The 20,851-nt window shown below is 70.5% G+C and carries 18 protein-coding genes and 1 pseudogene; 18 read left to right on the top strand and 1 reads right to left on the bottom strand.

The window, feature by feature from the left end; all coding sequences use genetic code 11:
• Positions 1-57: 57 nt before the first annotated feature.
• The 8 genes and pseudogenes from alaS to aroB all read left to right on the top strand — a co-directional run bounded on the left by alaS (position 58) and on the right by aroB (position 8,707).
• On the top strand, positions 58-2,724 hold the full coding sequence (gene alaS, locus ACFYVR_RS01935; RefSeq protein ID WP_387470282.1) for an alanine--tRNA ligase: 2,667 nt from the start codon (positions 58-60) through the stop codon (positions 2,722-2,724).
• Positions 2,721-3,281, top strand: coding sequence for a Holliday junction resolvase RuvX (ruvX, locus tag ACFYVR_RS01930; RefSeq protein WP_387469030.1), 561 nt, complete (start codon positions 2,721-2,723; stop codon positions 3,279-3,281). Before alaS ends, ruvX begins: the two co-directional genes overlap by 4 nt.
• A gap of 20 nt (positions 3,282-3,301) precedes the next feature.
• A pseudogene (mltG, locus tag ACFYVR_RS01925) lies at positions 3,302-4,507 on the top strand (endolytic transglycosylase MltG); the annotation flags it as partial.
• A gap of 4 nt (positions 4,508-4,511) precedes the next feature.
• Positions 4,512-5,369, top strand: a complete 858-nt coding sequence (locus ACFYVR_RS01920; protein WP_387470280.1) for a shikimate dehydrogenase — start codon at positions 4,512-4,514, stop codon at positions 5,367-5,369.
• 51 nt (positions 5,370-5,420) lie between these two features.
• The gene (locus tag ACFYVR_RS01915; protein ID WP_387469028.1) at positions 5,421-5,846 is read left to right on the top strand and encodes a prepilin peptidase; all 426 of its coding nucleotides are present in this window, start codon (positions 5,421-5,423) and stop codon (positions 5,844-5,846) included.
• A gap of 43 nt (positions 5,847-5,889) precedes the next feature.
• Positions 5,890-7,077, top strand: coding sequence for a chorismate synthase (aroC, locus tag ACFYVR_RS01910; protein ID WP_387469026.1), 1,188 nt, complete (start codon positions 5,890-5,892; stop codon positions 7,075-7,077).
• A complete protein-coding gene (locus tag ACFYVR_RS01905) occupies positions 7,074-7,601 on the top strand; it encodes a shikimate kinase (RefSeq protein WP_387469024.1) in 528 nt (175 codons plus the stop codon). The genes aroC and ACFYVR_RS01905 overlap by 4 nt, the downstream gene beginning before the upstream one ends.
• Entirely contained in the window at positions 7,598-8,707 is a 1,110-nt protein-coding gene (gene aroB, locus ACFYVR_RS01900) for a 3-dehydroquinate synthase (RefSeq protein ID WP_387469022.1), read from the top strand. The genes ACFYVR_RS01905 and aroB overlap by 4 nt, the downstream gene beginning before the upstream one ends.
• 19 nt (positions 8,708-8,726) lie before the next feature.
• Here aroB and ACFYVR_RS01895 read toward each other — a convergent pair whose 3' ends face one another.
• On the bottom strand, positions 8,727-9,434 hold the full coding sequence (locus ACFYVR_RS01895) for a B-4DMT family transporter (RefSeq protein WP_387469020.1): 708 nt from the start codon (positions 9,432-9,434) through the stop codon (positions 8,727-8,729).
• A 161-nt stretch (positions 9,435-9,595) separates the two neighbouring features.
• Between ACFYVR_RS01895 and ACFYVR_RS01890 the strand changes: the two genes are divergently transcribed.
• From ACFYVR_RS01890 to pyrF, 10 genes are all read left to right on the top strand, one after another.
• The gene (locus ACFYVR_RS01890; protein WP_387469018.1) at positions 9,596-10,702 is read left to right on the top strand and encodes an aminopeptidase P family protein; all 1,107 of its coding nucleotides are present in this window, start codon (positions 9,596-9,598) and stop codon (positions 10,700-10,702) included.
• Positions 10,703-10,718: 16 nt separating this feature from the next.
• Complete coding sequence (gene efp, locus ACFYVR_RS01885; protein ID WP_387469016.1) at positions 10,719-11,282, top strand: elongation factor P; 564 nt, start codon at positions 10,719-10,721, stop codon at positions 11,280-11,282.
• Between the two features lies 1 nt (position 11,283).
• Positions 11,284-11,781: a transcription antitermination factor NusB gene (nusB, locus tag ACFYVR_RS01880; protein ID WP_387469014.1), complete on the top strand. Its 498-nt coding sequence runs from the start codon at positions 11,284-11,286 to the stop codon at positions 11,779-11,781.
• A 220-nt stretch (positions 11,782-12,001) separates the two neighbouring features.
• A complete protein-coding gene (pyrR, locus tag ACFYVR_RS01875; protein WP_387469012.1) occupies positions 12,002-12,604 on the top strand; it encodes a bifunctional pyr operon transcriptional regulator/uracil phosphoribosyltransferase PyrR in 603 nt (200 codons plus the stop codon).
• Entirely contained in the window at positions 12,601-13,548 is a 948-nt protein-coding gene (locus tag ACFYVR_RS01870; RefSeq protein ID WP_387469010.1) for an aspartate carbamoyltransferase catalytic subunit, read from the top strand. The genes pyrR and ACFYVR_RS01870 overlap by 4 nt, the downstream gene beginning before the upstream one ends.
• A gap of 62 nt (positions 13,549-13,610) precedes the next feature.
• Positions 13,611-14,927 (top strand): dihydroorotase, encoded by a 1,317-nt coding sequence (locus tag ACFYVR_RS01865; protein ID WP_387470278.1) that lies wholly within the window; start codon positions 13,611-13,613, stop codon positions 14,925-14,927.
• On the top strand, positions 14,924-15,412 hold the full coding sequence (locus tag ACFYVR_RS01860; protein ID WP_387469008.1) for a transporter: 489 nt from the start codon (positions 14,924-14,926) through the stop codon (positions 15,410-15,412). The genes ACFYVR_RS01865 and ACFYVR_RS01860 overlap by 4 nt, the downstream gene beginning before the upstream one ends.
• Positions 15,409-16,575 (top strand): glutamine-hydrolyzing carbamoyl-phosphate synthase small subunit, encoded by a 1,167-nt coding sequence (gene carA / locus ACFYVR_RS01855; protein WP_387469006.1) that lies wholly within the window; start codon positions 15,409-15,411, stop codon positions 16,573-16,575. The genes ACFYVR_RS01860 and carA overlap by 4 nt, the downstream gene beginning before the upstream one ends.
• Complete coding sequence (carB, locus tag ACFYVR_RS01850) at positions 16,575-19,904, top strand: carbamoyl-phosphate synthase large subunit (protein WP_387469004.1); 3,330 nt, start codon at positions 16,575-16,577, stop codon at positions 19,902-19,904. Before carA ends, carB begins: the two co-directional genes overlap by 1 nt.
• Positions 19,901-20,752: an orotidine-5'-phosphate decarboxylase gene (pyrF, locus tag ACFYVR_RS01845; protein WP_387469002.1), complete on the top strand. Its 852-nt coding sequence runs from the start codon at positions 19,901-19,903 to the stop codon at positions 20,750-20,752. The genes carB and pyrF overlap by 4 nt, the downstream gene beginning before the upstream one ends.
• Positions 20,753-20,851 lie beyond the last annotated feature (99 nt).

Below are 20,851 nucleotides of genomic sequence, written 5' to 3'. Positions count from 1 at the left end.
GACATCGACGCCAGTTTCAGTACGGCACGGTTCAGTACACACGCGAAGGGCAACCAGGTGCAGACCCACGAGATCCGCAGGCGATTCCTCGACCACTTCGTCAAGGCGGGTCACACCGAGGTGGCCAGCGCCTCGCTGATTCTCGACGACCCGAACCTGCTGTTCGTCAACGCCGGCATGGTGCAGTTCAAGCCGTACTTCCTCGGCCAGCAGACCCCGGCCTACTCCACCGCCACCAGCGTCCAGAAGTGCGTCCGCACCGGCGACATCGAGAACGTCGGCGTCACCACCCGGCACAACACCTTCTTCCAGATGGCCGGCAACTTCAGCTTCGGTGACTACTTCAAGAAGGGCGCCATCGAGCACGCGTGGGCGTTGCTCACCAGCAGTGTGGACGACGGGGGCTACGGCTTCGACCCGGAGCGGCTGTGGGTCACCGTCTACCTCGACGACGACGAGGCGCACGCCATCTGGCGTGACCACATCGGGATTCCCGAGGAGCGGATCCAGCGTCGCGGCATGGCCGACAACTACTGGTCGATGGGCATCCCCGGCCCGTGCGGCCCGTGCTCGGAGATCTACTACGACCGCGGACCGGAGTACGGCGTCGACGGCGGACCGGAGGCCGACGAGGACCGCTACCTCGAGATCTGGAACCTCGTGTTCATGCAGAACGAGCGCGGCGAGGGCACCGGCAAGGACAGCTTCGAGATCCTCGGACCGCTGCCGAAGCAGAACATCGACACCGGCATGGGCGTCGAGCGTGTCGCGTTCCTGCTGCAGGACGTCGACAACGTCTACGAGACCGACCTGGTGCGTCCCGTGATCACCAAGGCCGAGGAACTCAGCGGCCGCGCCTACGGCACCGACCACGAGTCCGACGTCCGCTTCCGCGTCATCGCCGACCATGCCCGCACCGCCGTGATGCTCATCGCCGACGGCGTCAACCCCGGCAACGAGGGCCGCGGCTACGTGCTGCGCCGCCTGCTCCGTCGCATCGTCCGGTCCGCGCGGCTGCTGGGCGCGGAGAAGCCCAGCATGGCCGAGTTCGTCGCCGTCGTTCGCGACACCATGACGGAGTCGTACCCGGTGCTGGCGACCGACTTCGACCGCATCCTCGGTGTCGCGGTCGGCGAGGAGACCGCCTTCCTGCGCACCCTGGCGTCCGGCTCGCGGATGTTCGAGGCCGAGGCCGAGGAGATCAAGACCGCGGGCAGGAAGGTCTTCGGCGGCAACGAGGCGTTCGTGCTGCACGACACCTACGGCTTCCCGATCGACCTCACCCTCGAGATGGCGGCCGAGGCCGGCCTGTCCGTCGACGAGGAGGGCTTCCGCTCGCTGATGGCCGAGCAGCGCAAGCGCGCCAAGGACGACGCACAGGCGCGCAAGCACGCCCACGCCGACTTGAGCATCTACAAGGAGTTCGTCGACCGTGGCGAGACCGAGTTCACCGGCTTCGCCGAACTGACCTCGGAGGCCACGGTTCTCGCGCTCATCTCCGACGGTGTCCGGGTGCCCACCGCGACGGTCGGGCAGGATGTCGAGGTGATCCTCGACCGCAGCCCGCTCTACGCGGAGGCCGGCGGCCAGATCGCCGACATCGGCATCATCACCGCGCCCGGCCTCAAGGCCCGCGTCCGCGACGTGCAGAAGATCGCCAAGAAGCTGTGGGTGCACAAGGTGACCGTCGAGGAGGGGCAGATCACCGAGGGTGACGCCGTCCTCGCGCAGGTCGACGCCGCCTGGCGTTCGGGTGCCACCCAGGGTCACTCCGGCACCCACATGGTGCATGCCGCGCTGCGGCAGGTGCTCGGACCGAACGCCACCCAGAAGGGTTCGCTGAACAAGCCGGGCTACCTGCGGTTCGACTTCGCGTGGCAGGGCCAGCTGTCGGCGCAGCAACTCGCCGACATCGAGACGGTCACCAACGAGGCCGTCGCCGCCGACCACCCCGTCAACACGTTCGTCACCGACCTGGACCGGGCGAAGTCGATGGGTGCGATGGCGCTGTTCGGCGAGAACTACGGCGACGAGGTGCGGGTCGTCGAGATCGGCGGACCGTTCTCGATGGAACTGTGCGGCGGCACGCACGTGCAGCACTCCGCGCAGATCGGTCCGGTGACCATCCTCGGCGAGTCGTCGGTCGGTTCCGGCAACCGTCGCGTCGAGGCGTTCGTCGGCCTGGACTCGTACCGGTACCTCGCGAAGGAACGCGCCCTGCTCGCCGGTGTCGCGACCGCGCTGAAGGTGCCGTCCGAGGAGGTCCCCGGCCGCGTCGAGCAGCTCGTCGAACGACTCAAGGTGGCGGAGAAGGAACTCGAGGCCACCAAGGCCGCGGCGGTGCTCGCGTCGGCGGGCCGGTACGTCGACCAGGCCGAGCGGATCGGTGGGCTGCTGCTCGTCGCCGAGGCGGCACCCGCCGGAGTCGGGGGCAACGACCTGCGCACCCTGGTCACCGACATCCGCGGCCGGTTCGGTACCGAACCCGCCGTCGTCGTGCTCCTCGGCGACGCCGACGGCAAGGTGCCGTTCGTCGTCACCGCCAACAAGGGAGCCCAGGACCTCGGCGTCAAGGCCGGTGACCTGGTCGCCGCGTTCGGTCCGGCGATCGGCGGACGCGGCGGCGGCAAGCCGGAGATGGCGCAGGGCTCGGGCAGTGACGCGTCCGGGATCCCGGCCGCGCTCTCGGCGGTGCGCGCGCGCGTCGCCGAGATCGTCGGGTGACGGACCGGGTCGGACCGGGGCCCTCCGGCCCCGGTCACGCGGACAAGCCGGGCGTCGGCGACCCCGGGCGGGGCAGGCGGATCGCCGTCGATGTCGGCAGCGTCCGCATCGGCGTGGCCGCGAGTGACCCCGACGGCATTCTCGCGACGCCCGTCGAGACCGTTCCCCGCGCGAAGTCCAGGAACGACAAATCCGACATCGAGCGACTCGCGGCGATCGTCGCGGAATACGACGCGGTGGAGGTTATCGTCGGACTGCCGCAGACCCTGAAGGGGGAACGCGGCACCGCCGCCGGGCTGGCATCGCGATTCGCCGCCCAACTGAGGGATCGGCTCGCGCCGACACCGGTGCGGATGACCGACGAGCGGTTCACGACGGTCACCGCGTCCCGGGCGCTTCGCGAGAGCGGTGTCAGGGCCAAGGGGCAGCGATCGGTGATCGACCAGGCCGCTGCCGTCGCGATCCTCCAGGGGTGGTTGGACCAGCGAAGCGCGGTGCTGCGTACTGCGCAGAACCAGGATGCGGCGCACGATCACGATCCGGAGGACGACGAGTGACCGACCAGCGGCAGTACCAGAGCCGGGCGGAGGCCCGTCGCGCACGGGAAGCCCGGGAGGCCGCCGCTGCCCGCCGCAGGCGGGGTCGCCGGCTCCTCGTCGCGGTGGCCGTGGTGGTCGGTCTGGCCGTCGTGGCAGGCGTCGGATACGTCGCGAAGAACCTGCTCGGGGGGCCGGCCTCGCCTGCCGACTACGCGGCGGGCGAGGCGGGACCCGAGGTCGTCGTCGAGGTGCAGTCCGGCGACACGGCCAGCGAGATCGGCACGCAGATGGCCGAAAAGGGTGTCGTGGCAAGCAGTTCCGCGTTCTACAACGCCGCCGTCCAGAACACGGCGATGAACTCGGTGCAGCCCGGCTACTACCACATCGCGTCCACACTCCCGGCCGCCGAGGCGGTCGCGGCGCTCGTCGATCCGGGGTCCCGGGTCGGGTCCCTCGTCATCTCCGAGGGGCGACAGCTCCACGACACCCGTGACGTGCAGACCGGCGCCGTCAAGCGCGGAATCTACACACTGATCTCCGAGGCCAGCTGCCTGCCGTCGGCCACCGGAGTGGTCGAGTGCATCAGCGTCGCGGACCTCGACGCGGCGGGCGCCGGCCTCGACCTCGCGGCCCTCGGGGTGCCGTCCTGGGCGTTGGACCACGTGCGGTCGGTGCCGGACCGCTCACGTCAGCTCGAAGGGCTGATCGCGGCGGGCAGCTGGGACTTCGACCCGCGTGCCGGGGCGACCGAGATCCTGCGCGGCCTGGTCGGTGAGAGCGCCGTGAAGTACGAGTCGACCGGCGTCACCTCGGCCGGCGCGAACGTCGGCCTGGACGGATACCAGGTGCTCATCGCCGCGTCGCTCGTCGAACGCGAATCGCTGCCCGCCGACTTCGGGAAGGTGGCGCGGGTGATCGTCAACCGGCTCGCCGTGCCGCAGCGTCTCGAACTGGACTCGACGGTGAACTACGCGCTCGACACCACCGAACTGGCCACCACGGACGCGGACCGGGCGACCGTCACGCCGTGGAACACCTACGCGATGGACGGGCTGCCCGCCACCCCGATCTCGTCGCCGAGCATCGCCGCGGTGCAGGCGGTCGAGACGGCACCGCCGGGCGACTGGCTGTACTTCGTCACCATCGACGACAAGGGCACCACGTTGTTCACCAAGGACTACGACGAGCATCTCGAGAACAGCGAGAAGGCAGTGGAAAGCGGGATTCTGCGCAGTGGGCGTTGAGGTTGTGGGCGTTGAGGATTCCGGTACGGCCCGCAGGGCGGCAGTGCTGGGCAAACCGATCGAGCACTCGAGGTCGCCGCAGTTGCACCTCGCGGCCTACCGGGCGCTGGGGCTGACGAACTGGACCTACGACCGCATCGAGTGCACCGGGGAGCAGCTGCCCGCGCTCGTCGACGGTCTCGGCCCCGAATGGGTCGGCCTCTCGGTGACGATGCCGGGCAAGGCCGCGGCCCTCGCCCACGCCGTCGAACGCACGGAACGCGCCGTGCAGGTGGGCTCGGCGAACACCCTGGTCCGGATCGGTGAAGGCTCCTGGCGCGCCGACTGCACCGACGTCGACGGGGTCGCCGGCGCGCTCGCCGAGGTCGGGGTCACGGACCTGTCGGGGTCGTCGGCCGTGGTCGTCGGCGCGGGCGGGACGTCCCGGCCGGCGCTGCGGGCGCTGGCCGACCTCGGGGTCGTCGAGGTGACCGTGGTCGCCCGGTCCGCGGACCGCGCCGCCGACACCCTGTCCTGTGCGGGCACGATGGGTGTGCGAGCCCGCTACCAGGGCTTCGACGCTGCAGAGCTGACGGCCGCGTGCCGCGAGGCGGCGGTCGTCGTCAGCACGGTGCCCGCCGACGCCGTGGCGCCGTACGCGTCCGCGGTCGCGCAGTCGCCGGTCGTGTTCGACGCGATCTACGATCCGTGGCCGACCCCCCTGGCGTCCGCGGTGGGCGCCGCAGGCGGCACCGTCGTCGACGGGTTGCGGATGCTCCTCAACCAGGCGTTCGGGCAGGTCGAGCAGTTCACCGGCCGACCCGCGCCACGTGAGGCGATGGCGGAGGTCCTGCCGCGGCGTTCATCCACAGGCCGACCGTAACCCCAGGTCGTCCCCGGCGGTCGGTCTCCGCGCTGTGGCAACGTCACGGTCATGGGGGAGATCGGGGGACTCGCGGTGTTCGCGGCGTGGTGTGCGTGGCTCAGCGTCAGCGATCTGCGGACGCGGCGGCTGCCCAATGCGGTGACGCTGCCGGGCGCGGCGGTGATACTCGCTGCCGCAGCGGTGGGCGATCACCTGCGTCCGGCGCTGGTCGGTGGCTGCCTGCTCGCCGGTGGCTATCTGCTCGTGCATCTGGCCCGGCCTGCCGCGATGGGCGGCGGTGACGTCAAACTCGCGCTCGGCCTCGGCGCCGTGACCGCGATGGCGGGGCCGCAGGCGTGGCTGGCGGCGGCGGTCGGGGCGTTCGTGGTGACCGCGTGCGTGGGCGGGGCGCTGCGTCTGGCCGGGCGCCCCGTCGCGCACCTGCCGCACGGGCCGTCGATGTGCCTGGTGTCGCTTCTCGCGTTGGCCCTGTGACCGGTGTGCATTGCGGTCCCTGCCGCGTGGGATGATGGTCGGCGTGCTGCGCTGGATAACTGCCGGAGAATCCCACGGTCCCGCCCTCGTCGCGATGCTCGACGGCATGGTGGCCGGGGTCGAGGTCACCTCGGACGAGATTGCCACCCAACTTGCCCGCCGCCGTCTCGGATACGGCCGCGGCGCCCGGATGAGCTTCGAGAAGGACGTCGTCACCGTCGTCGGCGGTGTCCGGCACGGCCGCACCATGGGTGGTCCCGTCGCGATCGAGGTCGCCAACAGCGAGTGGCCGAAGTGGGAAACCGTGATGGCCTCGGATCCGGTCGACGAGGCGCTGCTGAAGGACCTCGCTCGCAACGCGCCCCTGACCCGGCCGCGTCCCGGTCACGCCGACTTCTCCGGCATGCTCAAGTACGGATTCGACGACGCCCGACCGGTTCTCGAGCGGGCGTCCGCCCGCGAGACCGCGGCCAGGGTGGCGGCGGGTACGGTGGCCCGCAACTTCCTCCGCCAGGTGTTCGGTGTCGAGGTCGTCTCCCACGTCATCTCCATCGGCGCCTCCGAGCCGTACGTCGGGCCCGGCCCCCGGTCCGGTGACCTCGACGCGGTCGACGCCAGTCCGGTCCGCGCGTTCGACAAGGCGGCCGAGGAGTCGATGATCGCCGAGATCGAGGCGGCGAAGAAGGACGGCGACACCCTCGGCGGCATCGTCGAGGTGATCGTCGACGGACTGCCCGTCGGGCTCGGTTCGTTCATCAGCGGCGAGAACCGGCTCGACTCGCGACTCGCCGCCGCCCTCATGGGAATCCAGGCGATCAAGGGTGTCGAGGTCGGCGATGGCTTCGAGACCGCCCGCCGCCGAGGCAGCGCCGCCCACGACGAGATGAAGCCCGGCCCCGACGGGGTGCTGCGCTCGACAAACCGCGCCGGCGGACTCGAGGGTGGCATGACGAACGGCGAGGCACTGCGCGTGCGTGCCGCGATGAAGCCGATCTCCACGGTGCCGCGCGCGCTGGCCACCGTCGACATGGCCACCGGCGACGAAGCGGTCGCGATCCACCAGCGCAGCGACGTGTGCGCGGTTCCGGCGGCCGGTGTGGTCGCCGAGTCGATGGTCGCGCTCGTCGTCGCGCAGGCGGCGCTCGAGAAGTTCGGTGGCGACTCGGTCACCGAGACCCAGCGCAACGTGGAGGGCTACCTCGCGGCGGTGCGGGAGCGGCTGGCACGGTGACACCCCGCGCGGTCCTCATCGGGCCGCCCGGCGCCGGCAAGTCCACCATCGGACGCCGCCTCGCCCGGGCGCTCGACGTCGACATCTTCGACACCGACGCCGCCATCGAACGCGAAACAGGCCGCACCATCCCGGAGATCTTCGTCGAGGACGGGGAACCGGCCTTCCGGGCCATCGAGGAGGACGTCGTCCGCCGCGCCCTGCTCGAGCAGGACGGCATCGTCTCCCTCGGCGGCGGCGCGATCCTGTCCGCCGACACCCGCAGCAGGCTGGCCGGGCACACCGTCGTGTACCTGGAGATCAGCGTCGCCGAGGGACTCAAGCGCACCGGGACGGCAACCACGCGTCCACTCCTCAACGGCCCCGACCCGCGGCAGAAGTACCGCGAACTGATGCGTTTCCGCCGCCCGCTGTACCGGGAGGTCGCGACCATCCGGATGCGCACCGACGGCCGCAGTCCGGCGCGGGTCGTGCAGCAACTGGTCACCAAACTCGAACCACCGAAGGAAGAAGGCAGACAGTGACCGAACCCGTGCGCGTCCAGGTCGAGACCGCCAGCCCGTACCCGGTGATCATCGGACGCGGTCTGCTGGGCGACATCGTCGGTGAACTCGTCGGCACGCGGACCGTTGCGATCATCCACCAGCCGAGCCTGCTGCAGACCGCGGACGTGCTCAAGGCCGCGATGATCGAGAAGGGCATCGACGCGCACAGCATCGAGATCCCCGACGCCGAGGACGGCAAGGACCTCGCGGTCGCCGGCTTCTGCTGGGAGGTGCTCGGCCGGATCGGCCTGACCCGCAGCGACGCGATCGTCAGCCTGGGCGGTGGTGCCGCCACCGACCTCGCCGGCTTCGTCGCCGCGACCTGGATGCGCGGAGTCAAGGTCGTGCACGTGCCGACCACCCTGCTCGCGATGGTCGACGCGGCCGTCGGCGGCAAGACCGGCATCAACACCGACGCGGGCAAGAACCTCGTCGGTTCGTTCCACGAACCGGCCGCGGTGCTGATCGACCTCGCGACCCTGGAAACGGTGCCGCGCAACGAGATCGTCGCCGGTATGGCCGAGGTGATCAAGACCGGCTTCATCGCCGACCCCGTGATCCTCGACCTGATCGAAGCCGACCCCGAGGCCGCGCTCGACCCGACCGGTGACGTACTGCCCGAGCTGATCCGCCGTTCCGTCGAGGTGAAGGCGAAGGTCGTCGCCGCCGACCTCAAGGAGTCCAGCCTGCGGGAGATCCTCAACTACGGGCACACCCTCGGCCACGCGATCGAGCGCCGCGAGAAGTACCGCTGGCGTCACGGCGCCGCGGTCGCCGTCGGGCTCGTGTTCGCCGCCGAACTCGGCCGCCTGGCCGGGCGTCTCGACGACGCGACCGCGGACCGGCACAGGACGATCCTCGAACTCGTCGGCCTGCCGACCGGATACGACGCCGACGCGTTCGCGGACCTGATGAAGGGCATGCAGACCGACAAGAAGAACCGCGCCGGCATGCTGCGCTTCGTCATCCTGGACGGACTCGCCAAGCCGAGCCGGCTCGAGGGACCCGACCCGACACTGCTGGCCGCCGCGTACTCGGCGATCGCGCGGGATGCGGGCAGCGCGGGCGGGACCGTCCTGCTCTGATCGCGCCCCGCGCGGCGGCCTACTCGTTCGGGGGGCGGACCGCGCGGAACACCTCGGTGTCGGTGGAGTCGTCGCCGGGAACGTCCTCGCCGTGGTGACGGCCGCCCTGGGTGTCGGCCTGCGCCGGTAGCGCCTCGGTCGAGGTGTCGCCCGCGAACGGGCCCTCGGCGAAACCGTACGCCCCGGCGTCCTCCTCGTGCGACCACTGGGCGTTCGTGTCGCCGGCGGCGGTCGTTCCGACGGTGGCCGCGACCGGTGCGGTGGCGGCGGACGCTCGTGCGGTGTCCCGCTCCTCGGGCTTCGTCGTGCCCCGGTGGCCCAGGAAGCGGCCGACCGCGGTCGCGAACATCGCGGGCACGAACACCAGTAGCAGCGTGAACGCCGCGCCCGACGTCAGCTCGAAGAACAGCGAGTTTTCACCGAGTGCGATGTCGGACGCCGTGCCGATCACCCAGCAGACCGCACCGGACAGCAGACCGGTGACGGCCGCGGCCTTCAGCCACGTCATCGTCAGGTCGGTCTCCTCCCGCTCGGACGGATGCGCCCGGGCGTCACGGACACCGTCGATCCCGGCCCAGATCGCCGCGGCGACGACCACGACCAGGATGCCGAGCCAACGCAGCAGCGACCCGTGCAGGGGCCACGCGGTGACGGCGATCCCGAGCATGACACGTGTCGCGACGTGCACGAACGTCATACCGAGACCGCGAACAATCCAGGAGTTCATGCGGACAGAGTAACGAGCGTCACGTCGGTACTGTGGCGCAACCGACACTCGGAGTGACAGACAACGGCCGGAACGGACGCCGACCGTGTCGGCCGTGCCGCCGCCGACCGTGTCGGCCGTGCCGCCGCCGACAGCGGGCGTCGCTGTCGTACGTTGGTGCCATGTCCACCGCCGATCACGGGGCCCGGCGCGCGGCCCTGCGCCGCCTCGTCGCCGACCACGACCTCGACGTCCTGCTGGTCACCGACCTGCTCAACATCCGCTACCTGACCGGGTTCACCGGGTCGAACGCCGCGCTGATCGTCGACGCCGCCGACGAACCCGGGGCCGAGGACCGGACACTGATCTGCACCGACGGCCGGTACGTGACCCAGGTGGGGGAGCAGGTCCCCGACCTGCGGGCGGTGATCGACCGGTCCAGCGCCGGCGCGCTGGTGCGTGCGCTCGCCCAGCGGCCCGGCGTCCGCGTCGGCTTCGAATCCCACGTCGTGACCGTGGACGCCCTCGCAGCGTGGCAGGACGCGGCGCCGCACCTGACCCTGAACCGCTGCCCCCGCCTCGTCGAGGGCCTGCGCGAGGTCAAGGACGAGCACGAGATCGCGCTGCTGCGGCGGGCGTGCTCGGCGGCGGACCTGGCGCTCGCGCTGCTGATCGAACGCGGAGGCCTGCGGCCCGGCCGGACCGAACGGGAGGTCGGGCGGGAACTCGAGTTCCTGATGCTCGAGCACGGCGCCGACGGCATCTCCTTCGAGACGATCGTCGCCGCGGGCGCGAACTCGGCGATTCCGCATCACCGCCCCACCGACGCGGTGCTGGCGAGCGGCGACTTCGTCAAGCTCGACTTCGGGGCGACGGTCGGCGGCTACCACTCCGACATGACCCGCACCTACGTCCTGGAGTCCGCGGCGGACTGGCAGCGGGACCTGTACGACCTGGTGCTGCGTTCGCAGGCGGCCGGACGTGCGGCGTTGGCGCCGGGCGTCGCGGTCGGTGAGGTGGACGCCGCGGCACGGTCGGTGATCGAGGATGCCGGGTACGGGGAGCTGTTCCTGCACGGTCTCGGGCACGGGGTGGGGCTGGAGATCCACGAAGCGCCGGGGATCGGCAAGGCGGGCACCGGTACACTGCTAGCCGGTGCTGCGGTGACCGTCGAGCCGGGGGTGTACTTCTCCGGGCGCGGAGGCGTCCGGATCGAGGACACCCTCGTGGTTCGCGAGCAGGAGCCCGAGCTCCTCACGCTCACCAGCAAGGATTTGACAATCGTTTAAAGGAGACGCGAAGCCAGTGGCTGACACCAGTGATTTCAAGAACGGGCTCGTACTGAAGATCGAGGGCCAGCTCTGGCAGATCGTCGAGTTCCAGCACGTCAAGCCGGGCAAGGGCCCCGCGTTCGTGCGTACCAAGCTGAAGAACGTCACCTCCGGCAAGAACGTCGACAAGACCTTCAACGCCGGCGTGAAGGTCGAGACCGCGACCGTCGACCGTCGTGACATGACGTACCTGTACCACGACGGCAGCGACTACGTCTTCATGGACGGCGAGACCTACGACCAGATCTCCATCCCGGAGGCCACCGTCGGTGACGGCCACCGCTTCCTGCTGGAGAACATGCAGGTCCAGGTCGCGACCCACGAGGACGCTCCGCTGTTCGTCGAGCTGCCGGTCACCGTCGAGCTCGTGGTCCAGCACACCGATCCGGGCCTGCAGGGCGACCGCTCCACCGGCGGCACCAAGCCGGCGACGCTCGAGACCGGCGCCGAGGTGCAGGTCCCGCTGTTCATCAACACCGGCGACAAGCTCAAGATCGACTCCCGTGACGGCAACTACCTGGGTCGCGTGAACTCGTAGCGTGTCCGGGAGCCAGAAGAAACTCGGGGCCAGGCACAAGGCCCGCAAACGCGCTGTCGACTTCCTCTTCGAGGCGGAGGCGCGCGATCTCGACCCGGTGAACCTCGCTGCCGAGCGGGTGGAGCTGTCGACCCAGGACGACACCGTCGCGCCGGTGAACCCGTACACGGTCACGGTGGTGACCGGGGTCGCGGAGAACCTGGACCGACTCGACCGGGTCATCGCCGACCACCTGCAGGACTGGACTCTCGACCGGCTGCCCGCCGTCGACCGGGCCATCCTGCGGATCGCGGTGTGGGAACTGTTCCACGCCACCGACGTCCCGCCGGTGGTGGCGGTCGACGAGGCCGTCGAACTCGCGAAGGAACTCTCCACCGACGACTCGCCGAGCTTCGTCAACGGCATCCTCGGTCAGGTGGTCCTGGTCGCACCCCAGGTGCGGGCGGCGGCCGCCGCGACCGCGCAGACGGCCGTCCCCGACACCGACACCGACGCCTGACCCGGCTCTCGACAGGTCCGGGTCGCCCCGCCGGGGTCCATCCGGCTGAAGGGCACCTTCATGCGGTCCGACCGCATGAAGGTGCCCTTCCGCCGTGTGGGGGTGTTGTGGCTGAGCACACCCCGCGCGGGTGCGGGTGATCGAACCCCCCGCTGATAGGCTGAGCGACGTCAGACATCCTTTAACGACCCGTCCAGAGAGGCGGAGAAGGAGGTCCAGTTTGTCCACGCCCGCCGACAAGTCGGCACCGACCCCCTCCGGCCGCGAACTGTTGTCCGCGGCCGACGTCGGTCGCACGATCGCCCGGATCGCGCACCAGATCATCGAGAAGACCGCGCTCGACGCGGACACCGATCCGCCTCGTGTGGTGTTGATCGGCATCCCGACCCGCGGCACCACCCTCGCCCACCGTCTGGCGGTGAAGATCGAGGAGTTCTCCGGAGTGCGCCCGCCGGTCGGGTCCCTCGACATCACCCTCTACCGCGACGACCTGCGGACCAAGCCGCACCGTCCGCTCGAACGCACCTCGGTGCCCGACGGCGGCGTCGACAACGCGCTGGTGATCCTCGTCGACGACGTGCTGTTCTCGGGCCGGTCGGTGCGTTCCGCGCTGGACGCGCTGCGCGACCTCGGCCGCCCGCGGGCCGTACAACTGGCGGTCCTGGTGGACCGCGGACACCGTGAGCTGCCGCTGCGCGCCGACTACGTCGGCAAGAACGTGCCGACCGCGCGCAGCGAGGACGTCCAGGTGCTGCTGGTGGAACAGGACGGCGAGGACGCCGTGACCCTCAGCAGCGGAAAGAACGAGGGAACCGCCCAGTGAAGCATCTGCTCTCGGTCACCGACCTGACCGCGGAGTCGGCCACCGCGCTGCTCGACGAGGCCGAACGATTCCAGCAGGCGCTGCTCGGGCGCGAGGTCCGCAAGCTCCCCACGCTGCGCGGGCGGACCGTGATGACGGTCTTCTTCGAGAACTCCACCCGCACCCGGGTCTCGTTCGAGGTCGCCGGCAAGTGGATGAGCGCCGACGTGATCAACGTCAGCGCGTCGAGTTCCTCGGTGTCGAAGGGGGAGTCGCTGCGCGACACGGCGCTGACGCTGCACGCCGCGGGCGCGGACGCGCTGATCGTGCGGCACCCCGCCTCGGGCGCGGCGCACCGGATCGCCGAGTGGACCGGCGACGGCAACGGCGGCGGCCCGGCGGTGATCAACGCCGGCGACGGCACCCACGAACACCCGACGCAGGCGCTGCTCGACGCCCTGACGCTGCGGCAGCGGCTCGGCGGGATCGCCGGCAAGCGCGTCGTCATCGTCGGCGACATCCTGCACAGCCGGGTGGCCCGCTCGAACGCCTTCCTGTTGGCGATGCTCGGTGCGGAGGTCGTGCTGGTCGCGCCGCCGACGCTGCTGCCGGTCGGAGTGTCGAGTTGGCCGGTGACGGTGTCGCATTCGCTCGACGCCGAGCTGCCCGGCGCGGACGCGGTGTTGATGCTCCGGGTGCAGGCCGAGCGGATGAACGGCGGGTTCTTCCCGTCGCCGCGGGAGTACTCGATCACCTACGGCCTGAGCGAGCGGCGGCTGGCGTTGCTGCCCGACCATGCCGTGGTGCTGCATCCCGGTCCGATGCTGCGCGGGATGGAGATCGCGTCCGCAGTTGCTGATTCGCCGAAAACTGCTGTGCTGCAGCAGGTTACGAATGGAGTTCACGTCCGCATGGCTGTCTTGTTCGGGTTGCTGGTCGGTACCGAGGAAGGAGTCGGCCTGTGAGCGGTGACATTGCCCGAGGCTCCGCCCGCGAGGACATTGCCCGAGGCTCCGCCCGCGAGGACATTGCCCGAGGCTCCGCCCGCGAGGACACCGTCCTCGTCGCCGGCGCCCGCCTCTACGGCGAGGGCGAACCGGCCGACGTGCTGATCCGCGACGGCGTGATCGCCGAGATCGGGGCCGGTCTCGCGGCGCCGGAGGGTGCGACCGTTGTCGACGGGGTCGGCCAGGTGCTGCTGCCCGGATTCGTAGACATGCACACCCACCTGCGTGAACCCGGCCGCGAGGACACCGAGACCATCGAGTCCGGGTCCGCCGCGGCGGCACTCGGCGGCTACACCGCAGTCTTCGCGATGGCGAACACCAGCCCGGTCGCCGACTCCGTGGTGATCACCGACCACGTGTGGCGGCGCGGCCAGGAGGTCGGCCTCGTCGACGTGCACCCGGTCGGTGCCGTCACCGTCGGACTCGAGGGCAAGCAGCTCGCCGAGATGGCGACGATGGCCGCCGGTGTCGGGCAGGTCCGGATGTTCTCCGACGACGGCCACTGCGTCGACGACCCGCTGCTGATGCGCCGTGCGCTCGAGTACTCGAGCGCCCTCGGCGTGCTGATCGCGCAGCACGCGGAGGAGCCGCGGCTGACGGTCGGTGCCGTCGCGCACGAGGGTCCGACCGCCGCCCGTCTCGGTCTCGGCGGCTGGCCGCGCGCCGCGGAGGAGTCGATCGTCGCCCGCGACGCGCTGCTCGCCCGGGACGCCGGCGCCCGCGTGCACATCTGCCACGCCTCCACCGCGGGCACCGTCGAGTTGCTGAAATGGGCCAAGGGCCAAGGCATCTCGATCACCGCCGAGGTCACCCCGCATCACCTGCTGCTCGACGACTCCCGGCTCGAGACGTACGACGGCGTGAACCGGGTGAACCCGCCGCTGCGGGAGCGCTCCGACGTGGAGGCGCTGCGCGCGGCGCTCGCCGACGGCACCGTCGACTGCGTCGGCACCGACCACGCCCCGCACGCCGAGCAGGACAAGTGCTGCGAGTTCGCGCAGGCCCGCCCGGGCATGCTCGGACTCGAGACGGCGCTGGCGATCATCGCGCAGACGATGGTCGAGCCCGGTCTGCTGGACTGGCGCGGTGTCGCGAAGGTGATGAGCGAGCGGCCCGCCGAGATCGTCGGGCTGCCCGACCAGGGGCGTCCGATCGCGGTGGGGGAGCCGGCGAACCTGACCCTCGTCGACCCGGCGCGGGAGTGGACGGTCCACGGACCCGAGCTGGCGTCGATCGCGAACAACACGCCCTTCGAAGCGATGACGTTCGGCGCCCGCGTCACCACCACGCTGCTGCGCGGCCGACCGACCGTGCTGGACGGGCAGGTGCAGCGATGAGCGACCGCGTCCTGCTGACCGTCGGCTTCGCCGTGTTCTGGGTCGTGATGGTGGCGTTGATGTACTGGGGCTGGAAGGGCCGGGCGAAGCGGCAGCAGGACCGGGTCGGGCAGCTGCCCGAGGTCCCGGCCGACCTCGGCGCCGAGGTGATCGCCCCCAGCAGCGGCCTGTACGTCGGTAGCACCCTGGCGCCGAGCTGGCAGGACCGGATCGCGGTCGGTGACCTCGGCTACCGCGCGACGTGCGACCTGAGCCGGCACGAGAAGGGCATCCTCCTCGAACGCGACGGCGCCTCGGCGATCTGGATCCCGAACGAGTCGATCCGGGCGATCCGCACCGAGCGCGGGCTGGCGGGCAAGGTCATGAGCAAGGACGGAGTCCTGGTGATCCGGTGGGAACTGCCCACCGGAACGGAGATCGACACCGGATTCCGTGGAGACGACAAGAGTGTGTACCCGGTCTGGGTGAACGGAGTGACAGAGTGAGCATCGTGAAAGCAGGGCCCGCGGCCCTCGTCCTCGAGGACGGACGGATCTTCCGCGGCGTCGAGTTCGGCGCCGTCGGACAGACCCTCGGCGAGGCGGTGTTCTCCACCGGCATGACCGGCTACCAGGAGACCCTGACCGACCCGAGTTACCACCGCCAGATCGTCGTGGCGACCGCGCCGCAGATCGGCAACACCGGCTGGAACGACGAGGACGGCGAGGCGCTCTCCGCCGGCCGCCAGGCGTCCGGCGAGTCGAACAAGATCTGGGTCGCCGGGTACGTGGTCCGTGACCCGTCGCGCCGCACTTCGAGCTGGCGTGCCACCGGCTCGTTGCAGGACGAGCTGGTCGCGCAGGGCGTCGTCGGCATCGCAGGCATCGACACCCGCGCACTGGTCCGGCACCTGCGCACCCGCGGCTCGATGCGGGCCGGCGTCTTCTCCGGCAGCGCCCTGACCGACGACGCCACGATGCTCGCCGCCGTGCAGGGACAGCCGTCGATGCTCGGCGCCGACCTGGCCCGCGAGGTCAGCACCGACAGCGGTTACGTCATCGAGCCGATCGGCGGCGAGGCGCGGTTCACCGTCGCCGCGATCGACCTCGGCATCAAGACCAACACCCCGCGCATGTTCGCCGAGCGCGGCATCCGGGTGCACGTGCTGCCCTCGACCGCGACCCTCGAGCAGATCCTCGACCTGAACGCAGACGGCGTGTTCCTGTCCAACGGCCCGGGCGACCCGGCGACCGCGGACGGCGCGGTGCACCTGACCAAGGAGGTGCTCGGACAGGGCCTGCCGCTGTTCGGCATCTGCTTCGGCAACCAGATCCTCGGCCGGGCGCTGGGACTGGGCACCTACAAGATGAAGTTCGGCCACCGCGGCATCAACATCCCGGTCGTCGAGCACGAGACCGGCCGCATCGCGATCACCGCGCAGAACCACGGGTTCGCGCTCGAGGGTGAGGCCGGCCAGGAGTTCGACACCCCGTTCGGTCGCGCCCAGGTCAGCCACACCTGCGCCAACGACGGTGCGGTCGAGGGCGTGCGCCTGCTCGACGGCTCCGCCTTCTCCGTGCAGTACCACCCCGAGGCCGCGGCCGGCCCGCACGACGCCGCGTACCTGTTCGACCGCTTCACCAGCCTGCTCGAAGGAGCCAAGAACTAATGCCACGTCGCACAGATCTCCAGCACATCCTGGTGATCGGTTCCGGACCGATCGTCATCGGCCAGGCCTGTGAGTTCGACTACTCGGGCACCCAGGCGTGCCGCGTGCTGCGCGAGGAGGGCCTGCGGGTTTCGCTGGTCAACTCCAACCCGGCCACGATCATGACGGACCCCGAGTTCGCCGACGCGACCTACGTCGAGCCGATCACCGCGGAGTTCGTCGAGAAGGTCATCGCGCGGGAAGCGGCGCAGGGCAACAAGATCGACGCCGTCCTCGCCACCCTCGGCGGCCAGACCGCGCTGAACACCGCCGTCGCGCTGCACGAGCAGGGCATCCTCGCCAAGTACGACGTCGAGCTGATCGGCGCCGACTTCGACGCCATCCAGCGCGGCGAGGACCGGCAGAAGTTCAAGGACATCGTCGCCAAGGTCGGCGGCGAGTCCGCCCGGTCGCGGGTCTGCTTCACGATGGAGGAGGTGCGCGACACCGTCGCCGAGCTCGGCTACCCGGTGGTCGTGCGTCCCTCGTTCACGATGGGCGGACTCGGCTCGGGCATGGCGTACGACGAGGCCGACCTCGAGCGCATCGCCGGCGGCGGCCTGGCCGCGTCCCCGACCGCGAACGTCCTGATCGAGGAGTCGATCCTCGGCTGGAAGGAGTACGAGCTCGAGTTGATGCGCGACGGCCGCGACAACGTGGTCATCGTCTGCTCGATCGAGAACGTCGACCCGGTCGGTGTGCACACCGGCGACTCGGTGACCGTCGCCCCGGCGATGACCCTCACCGACCGCGAGTACCAGGAGATGCGTGACCTCTCGATCGCGATCCTGCGTGAGGTCGGCGTCGACACCGGCGGCTGCAACATCCAGTTCGCGATGGACCCGACCGACGGCCGCCTGGTCGTCATCGAGATGAACCCGCGCGTGTCGCGCTCGTCGGCGCTCGCGTCGAAGGCGACCGGCTATCCGATCGCGAAGATGGCCGCCAAGCTGGCCATCGGCTACACCCTCGACGAGATCGTCAACGACATCACCAAGGAGACGCCGGCCTGCTTCGAGCCGACGCTCGACTACGTGGTTGTCAAGGCGCCGCGGTTCGCGTTCGAGAAGTTCCCCGGTGCCGACGGCACCCTGACCACCACCATGAAGTCGGTCGGCGAGGCCATGTCCATCGGCCGCAACTTCGCCGAGGCGTTCGGCAAGGTCATGCGTTCGCTGGAGACCAAGCGGGCCGGTTACTGGACGGGTCCCGAGGTCGAGGCCGAGAGCCTGGAGGCGCTGCTGGCCGACCTGGCGGTCCCGCAGGACGGCCGCATGTACGGCATCGAGAAGGCGTTCGCGCTCGGCGCCACCGTCGAGCAGCTCTTCGAGGCAACGAAGATCGATCCCTGGTTCCTCGACCAGTTCCAGCAGATCCACGAGCTCGGCGAGCAGATCCGCGCGGCCGAGAACCTGGACGAGCTGACGCTGCGCCAGGCCAAGTACCACGGCCTGTCCGACCGGCAGATCGCGGCACTGCGCCCCTCACAGTTCGCGGACGAGGACGCCGTCCGGGCGCTGCGCGACGAGCTGAACGTGCACCCGGTGTACAAGACCGTCGACACCTGTGCGGCCGAGTTCGAGGCGAAGACGCCGTACCACTACTCGACGTACGAGTTGGACCCGAACGCCGAGTCCGAGGTCGCCGAGCAGCGGGACAAGCCGAAGGTCCTGATCCTCGGCTCCGGCCCGAACCGCATCGGTCAGGGCATCGAGTTCGACTACTCGTGCGTGCACGCGGCGCTGACCCTCTCGGAGGCCGGGTACGAGACCGTGATGGTCAACTGCAACCCCGAGACCGTCTCCACCGACTACGACACCGCGGACCGCCTCTACTTCGAGCCGCTGACCTTCGAGGACGTCCTCGAGGTGTACCGCGCGGAGTCGGCGTCGGGCACCGTCGCCGGGGTCATCGTCCAGCTCGGCGGCCAGACGCCGCTGGGTCTGGCGAAGCGGCTCAAGGAGGCCGGCGTCCCGATCGTCGGCACCAGCCCGGAGGCCATCGACCTCGCCGAGGATCGCGGCGAATTCGGCCGGGTCCTGACCGAGGCCGGTCTGCCCGCACCGAAGTTCGGCACCGCCACCACGTTCGACGGTGCGAAGGAGATCGCCGGCGGCATCGGCTACCCGGTGCTGGTGCGCCCGTCGTACGTGCTCGGCGGTCGCGGCATGGAGATCGTGTACGACGAGAAGTCGCTGCAGGACTACATCTCCCGCGCCACCGAGATCTCCGACGACCGTCCCGTTCTCGTCGACCGGTTCCTGGAGGACGCCGTCGAGATCGACGTCGACGCCCTGTGCGACGGCACCGAGGTGTACCTCGGCGGCGTCATGGAGCACATCGAGGAGGCCGGCATCCACTCCGGCGACTCGGCCTGCGCGCTGCCGCCGATCACCCTCGGCCGCGCCGACCTGGAGAACGTGCGCCGCTCCACCGAGGCCCTCGCGAAGGGCATCGGCGTCAAAGGCCTGCTCAACGTGCAGTACGCCCTCAAGGACGACATCCTCTACGTGCTCGAGGCGAACCCGCGGGCGTCGCGGACGGTGCCGTTCGTGTCGAAGGCGACGGCGGTGCAGCTCGCGAAGGCCTGCGCCCGCGTCATGCTCGGCGAGTCCATCGCGGACCTGCGGGCGTCCGGGGTGCTGCCCGCCGAGGGCGACGGCGGCACGACGCCGCTGGACGCGCCGATCGCGGTCAAGGAGGCGGTGCTGCCGTTCAACCGGTTCCGCCGCGCCGACGGCACCGGCATCGACACGCTGCTGAGCCCGGAGATGAAGTCGACCGGCGAGGTCATGGGCATCGACGCCGACTTCGGCACCGCGTTCGCCAAGAGCCAGACCGCGGCCTACGGGTCGTTGCCGACCAGCGGCAAGGTGTTCGTCTCCGTCGCGAACAAGGACAAGCGGTCGCTGATCTTCCCGGTCAAGCGGCTCGCGGACCTCGGCTTCGAGATCCTGGCCACGGAGGGCACCGCCGAGGTCCTGCGCCGCAACGGCATCGCCTGCGAGCAGGTGCACAAGCACTCCGGGGAGGCCCTGCCCGACGGCGCGGTCACCATCGTCGACCAGATCCGGGCCGGTGAGGTCGACATGGTGATCAACACCCCGTACGGCAACTCCGGGCCCCGTGTCGACGGCTACGAGATCCGGAGCGCGGCGGTGTCGGCGAACATCCCGTGCATCACCACCGTCCAGGGTGCCTCGGCGGCGGTCCAGGGCATCGAGGCGGGGATCCGCGGCGACATCGGCGTGCGGTCGCTGCAGGATCTGCACGCCGTGCTGCGCTCGTGAGCGCCGACGGCGCTGCGCTCACGAGCGAGCACAGCTGGGGTCACCGGCTCCGGACCGCGGTCCGGAGCCGGGGCCGGCTGTGTGTCGGCATCGACCCGCATCCGCCGCTGCTGCGGGCGTGGGGGCTGCCGGAGACGGCCGAGGGCGTTGCGCGGTTCGCGGACATCTGTGTCGAGGCCTTCGTCGGTCGGGTGGCACTGGTCAAGCCCCAGGTCGCGTTCTTCGAGGCGTACGGCTCGGCCGGGTACACGGTGCTCGAGCGGACCATCGCGGCGCTGCGGGAGGGCGGGACGCTCGTCGTCGCCGACGCCAAACGCGGCGACATCGGGTCGACGATGTCCGCGTACGCGCAGGCGTGGCTGTCGGACGCCTCGCCGCTCGTCTCGGACGCGGTGACGGTGTCGCCGTACCTCGGCTTCGGGGCGCTCGAACCGGCCGTCACACTGGCCGACGAGACGGGGCGCGGCCTGTTCGCGCTGGCCCGCACCTCCAATCCGGAGGGTGGGGGCCTGCAGGGTTCCCGCACGTCCGCGGGGCCCTCGGTCGCGCAGTCGATCGTCGACGACGCCGTGGCGCAGAACCGGGACGGCAAGGACACGATCGGCCTGGTCATCGGCGCGACACGCGGGCACGGCCTGGATTTGTCGCAGTTCACGGGTCCGATCCTCGCGCCGGGTCTCGGCGCGCAGGGCGCGACCGTGACCGATCTCGCAGAGATTTTTCAGTGCTCACGAGAGTTGTTGCTGCCCAACACTTCTCGTGACGTCCTCCGGCGCGGTCCGACGGTGTCGGCGCTGCGTGACGCCGCGGAAGCCATCCGCGACGAGGTCGAGGTCGGGCTCTCATAGCCGACCGGATTTGCCGACGGAGTTCGGGGGTGGGTTAGCAATCGGCGCCCGGCGTGAGTACGGTCGCTATCGCCCCTGGTTATCCGGGGGATGCAGACA

This window comes from Rhodococcus sp. NPDC003318 (assembly GCF_042879035.1).
GTDB lineage: Bacteria > Actinomycetota > Actinomycetes > Mycobacteriales > Mycobacteriaceae > Rhodococcus_G.
This window is presented reverse-complemented; position numbering and strand designations above follow the sequence as displayed.

Bases quoted from the DNA above. Each gene is read 5' to 3' on its own strand.
- carB (WP_387469004.1), top strand. From the start codon at position 16,575: ATGCCACGTCGCACAGATCTCCAGCACATCCTGGTGATCGGTTCCGGA.
- ACFYVR_RS01915 (WP_387469028.1), top strand. From the start codon at position 5,421: ATGGGGGAGATCGGGGGACTCGCGGTGTTCGCGGCGTGGTGTGCGTGG.
- ACFYVR_RS01860 (WP_387469008.1), top strand. From the start codon at position 14,924: ATGAGCGACCGCGTCCTGCTGACCGTCGGCTTCGCCGTGTTCTGGGTC.
- ACFYVR_RS01890 (WP_387469018.1), top strand. From the start codon at position 9,596: ATGTCCACCGCCGATCACGGGGCCCGGCGCGCGGCCCTGCGCCGCCTC.
- ACFYVR_RS01895 (WP_387469020.1), bottom strand. From the start codon at position 9,434: ATGAACTCCTGGATTGTTCGCGGTCTCGGTATGACGTTCGTGCACGTC.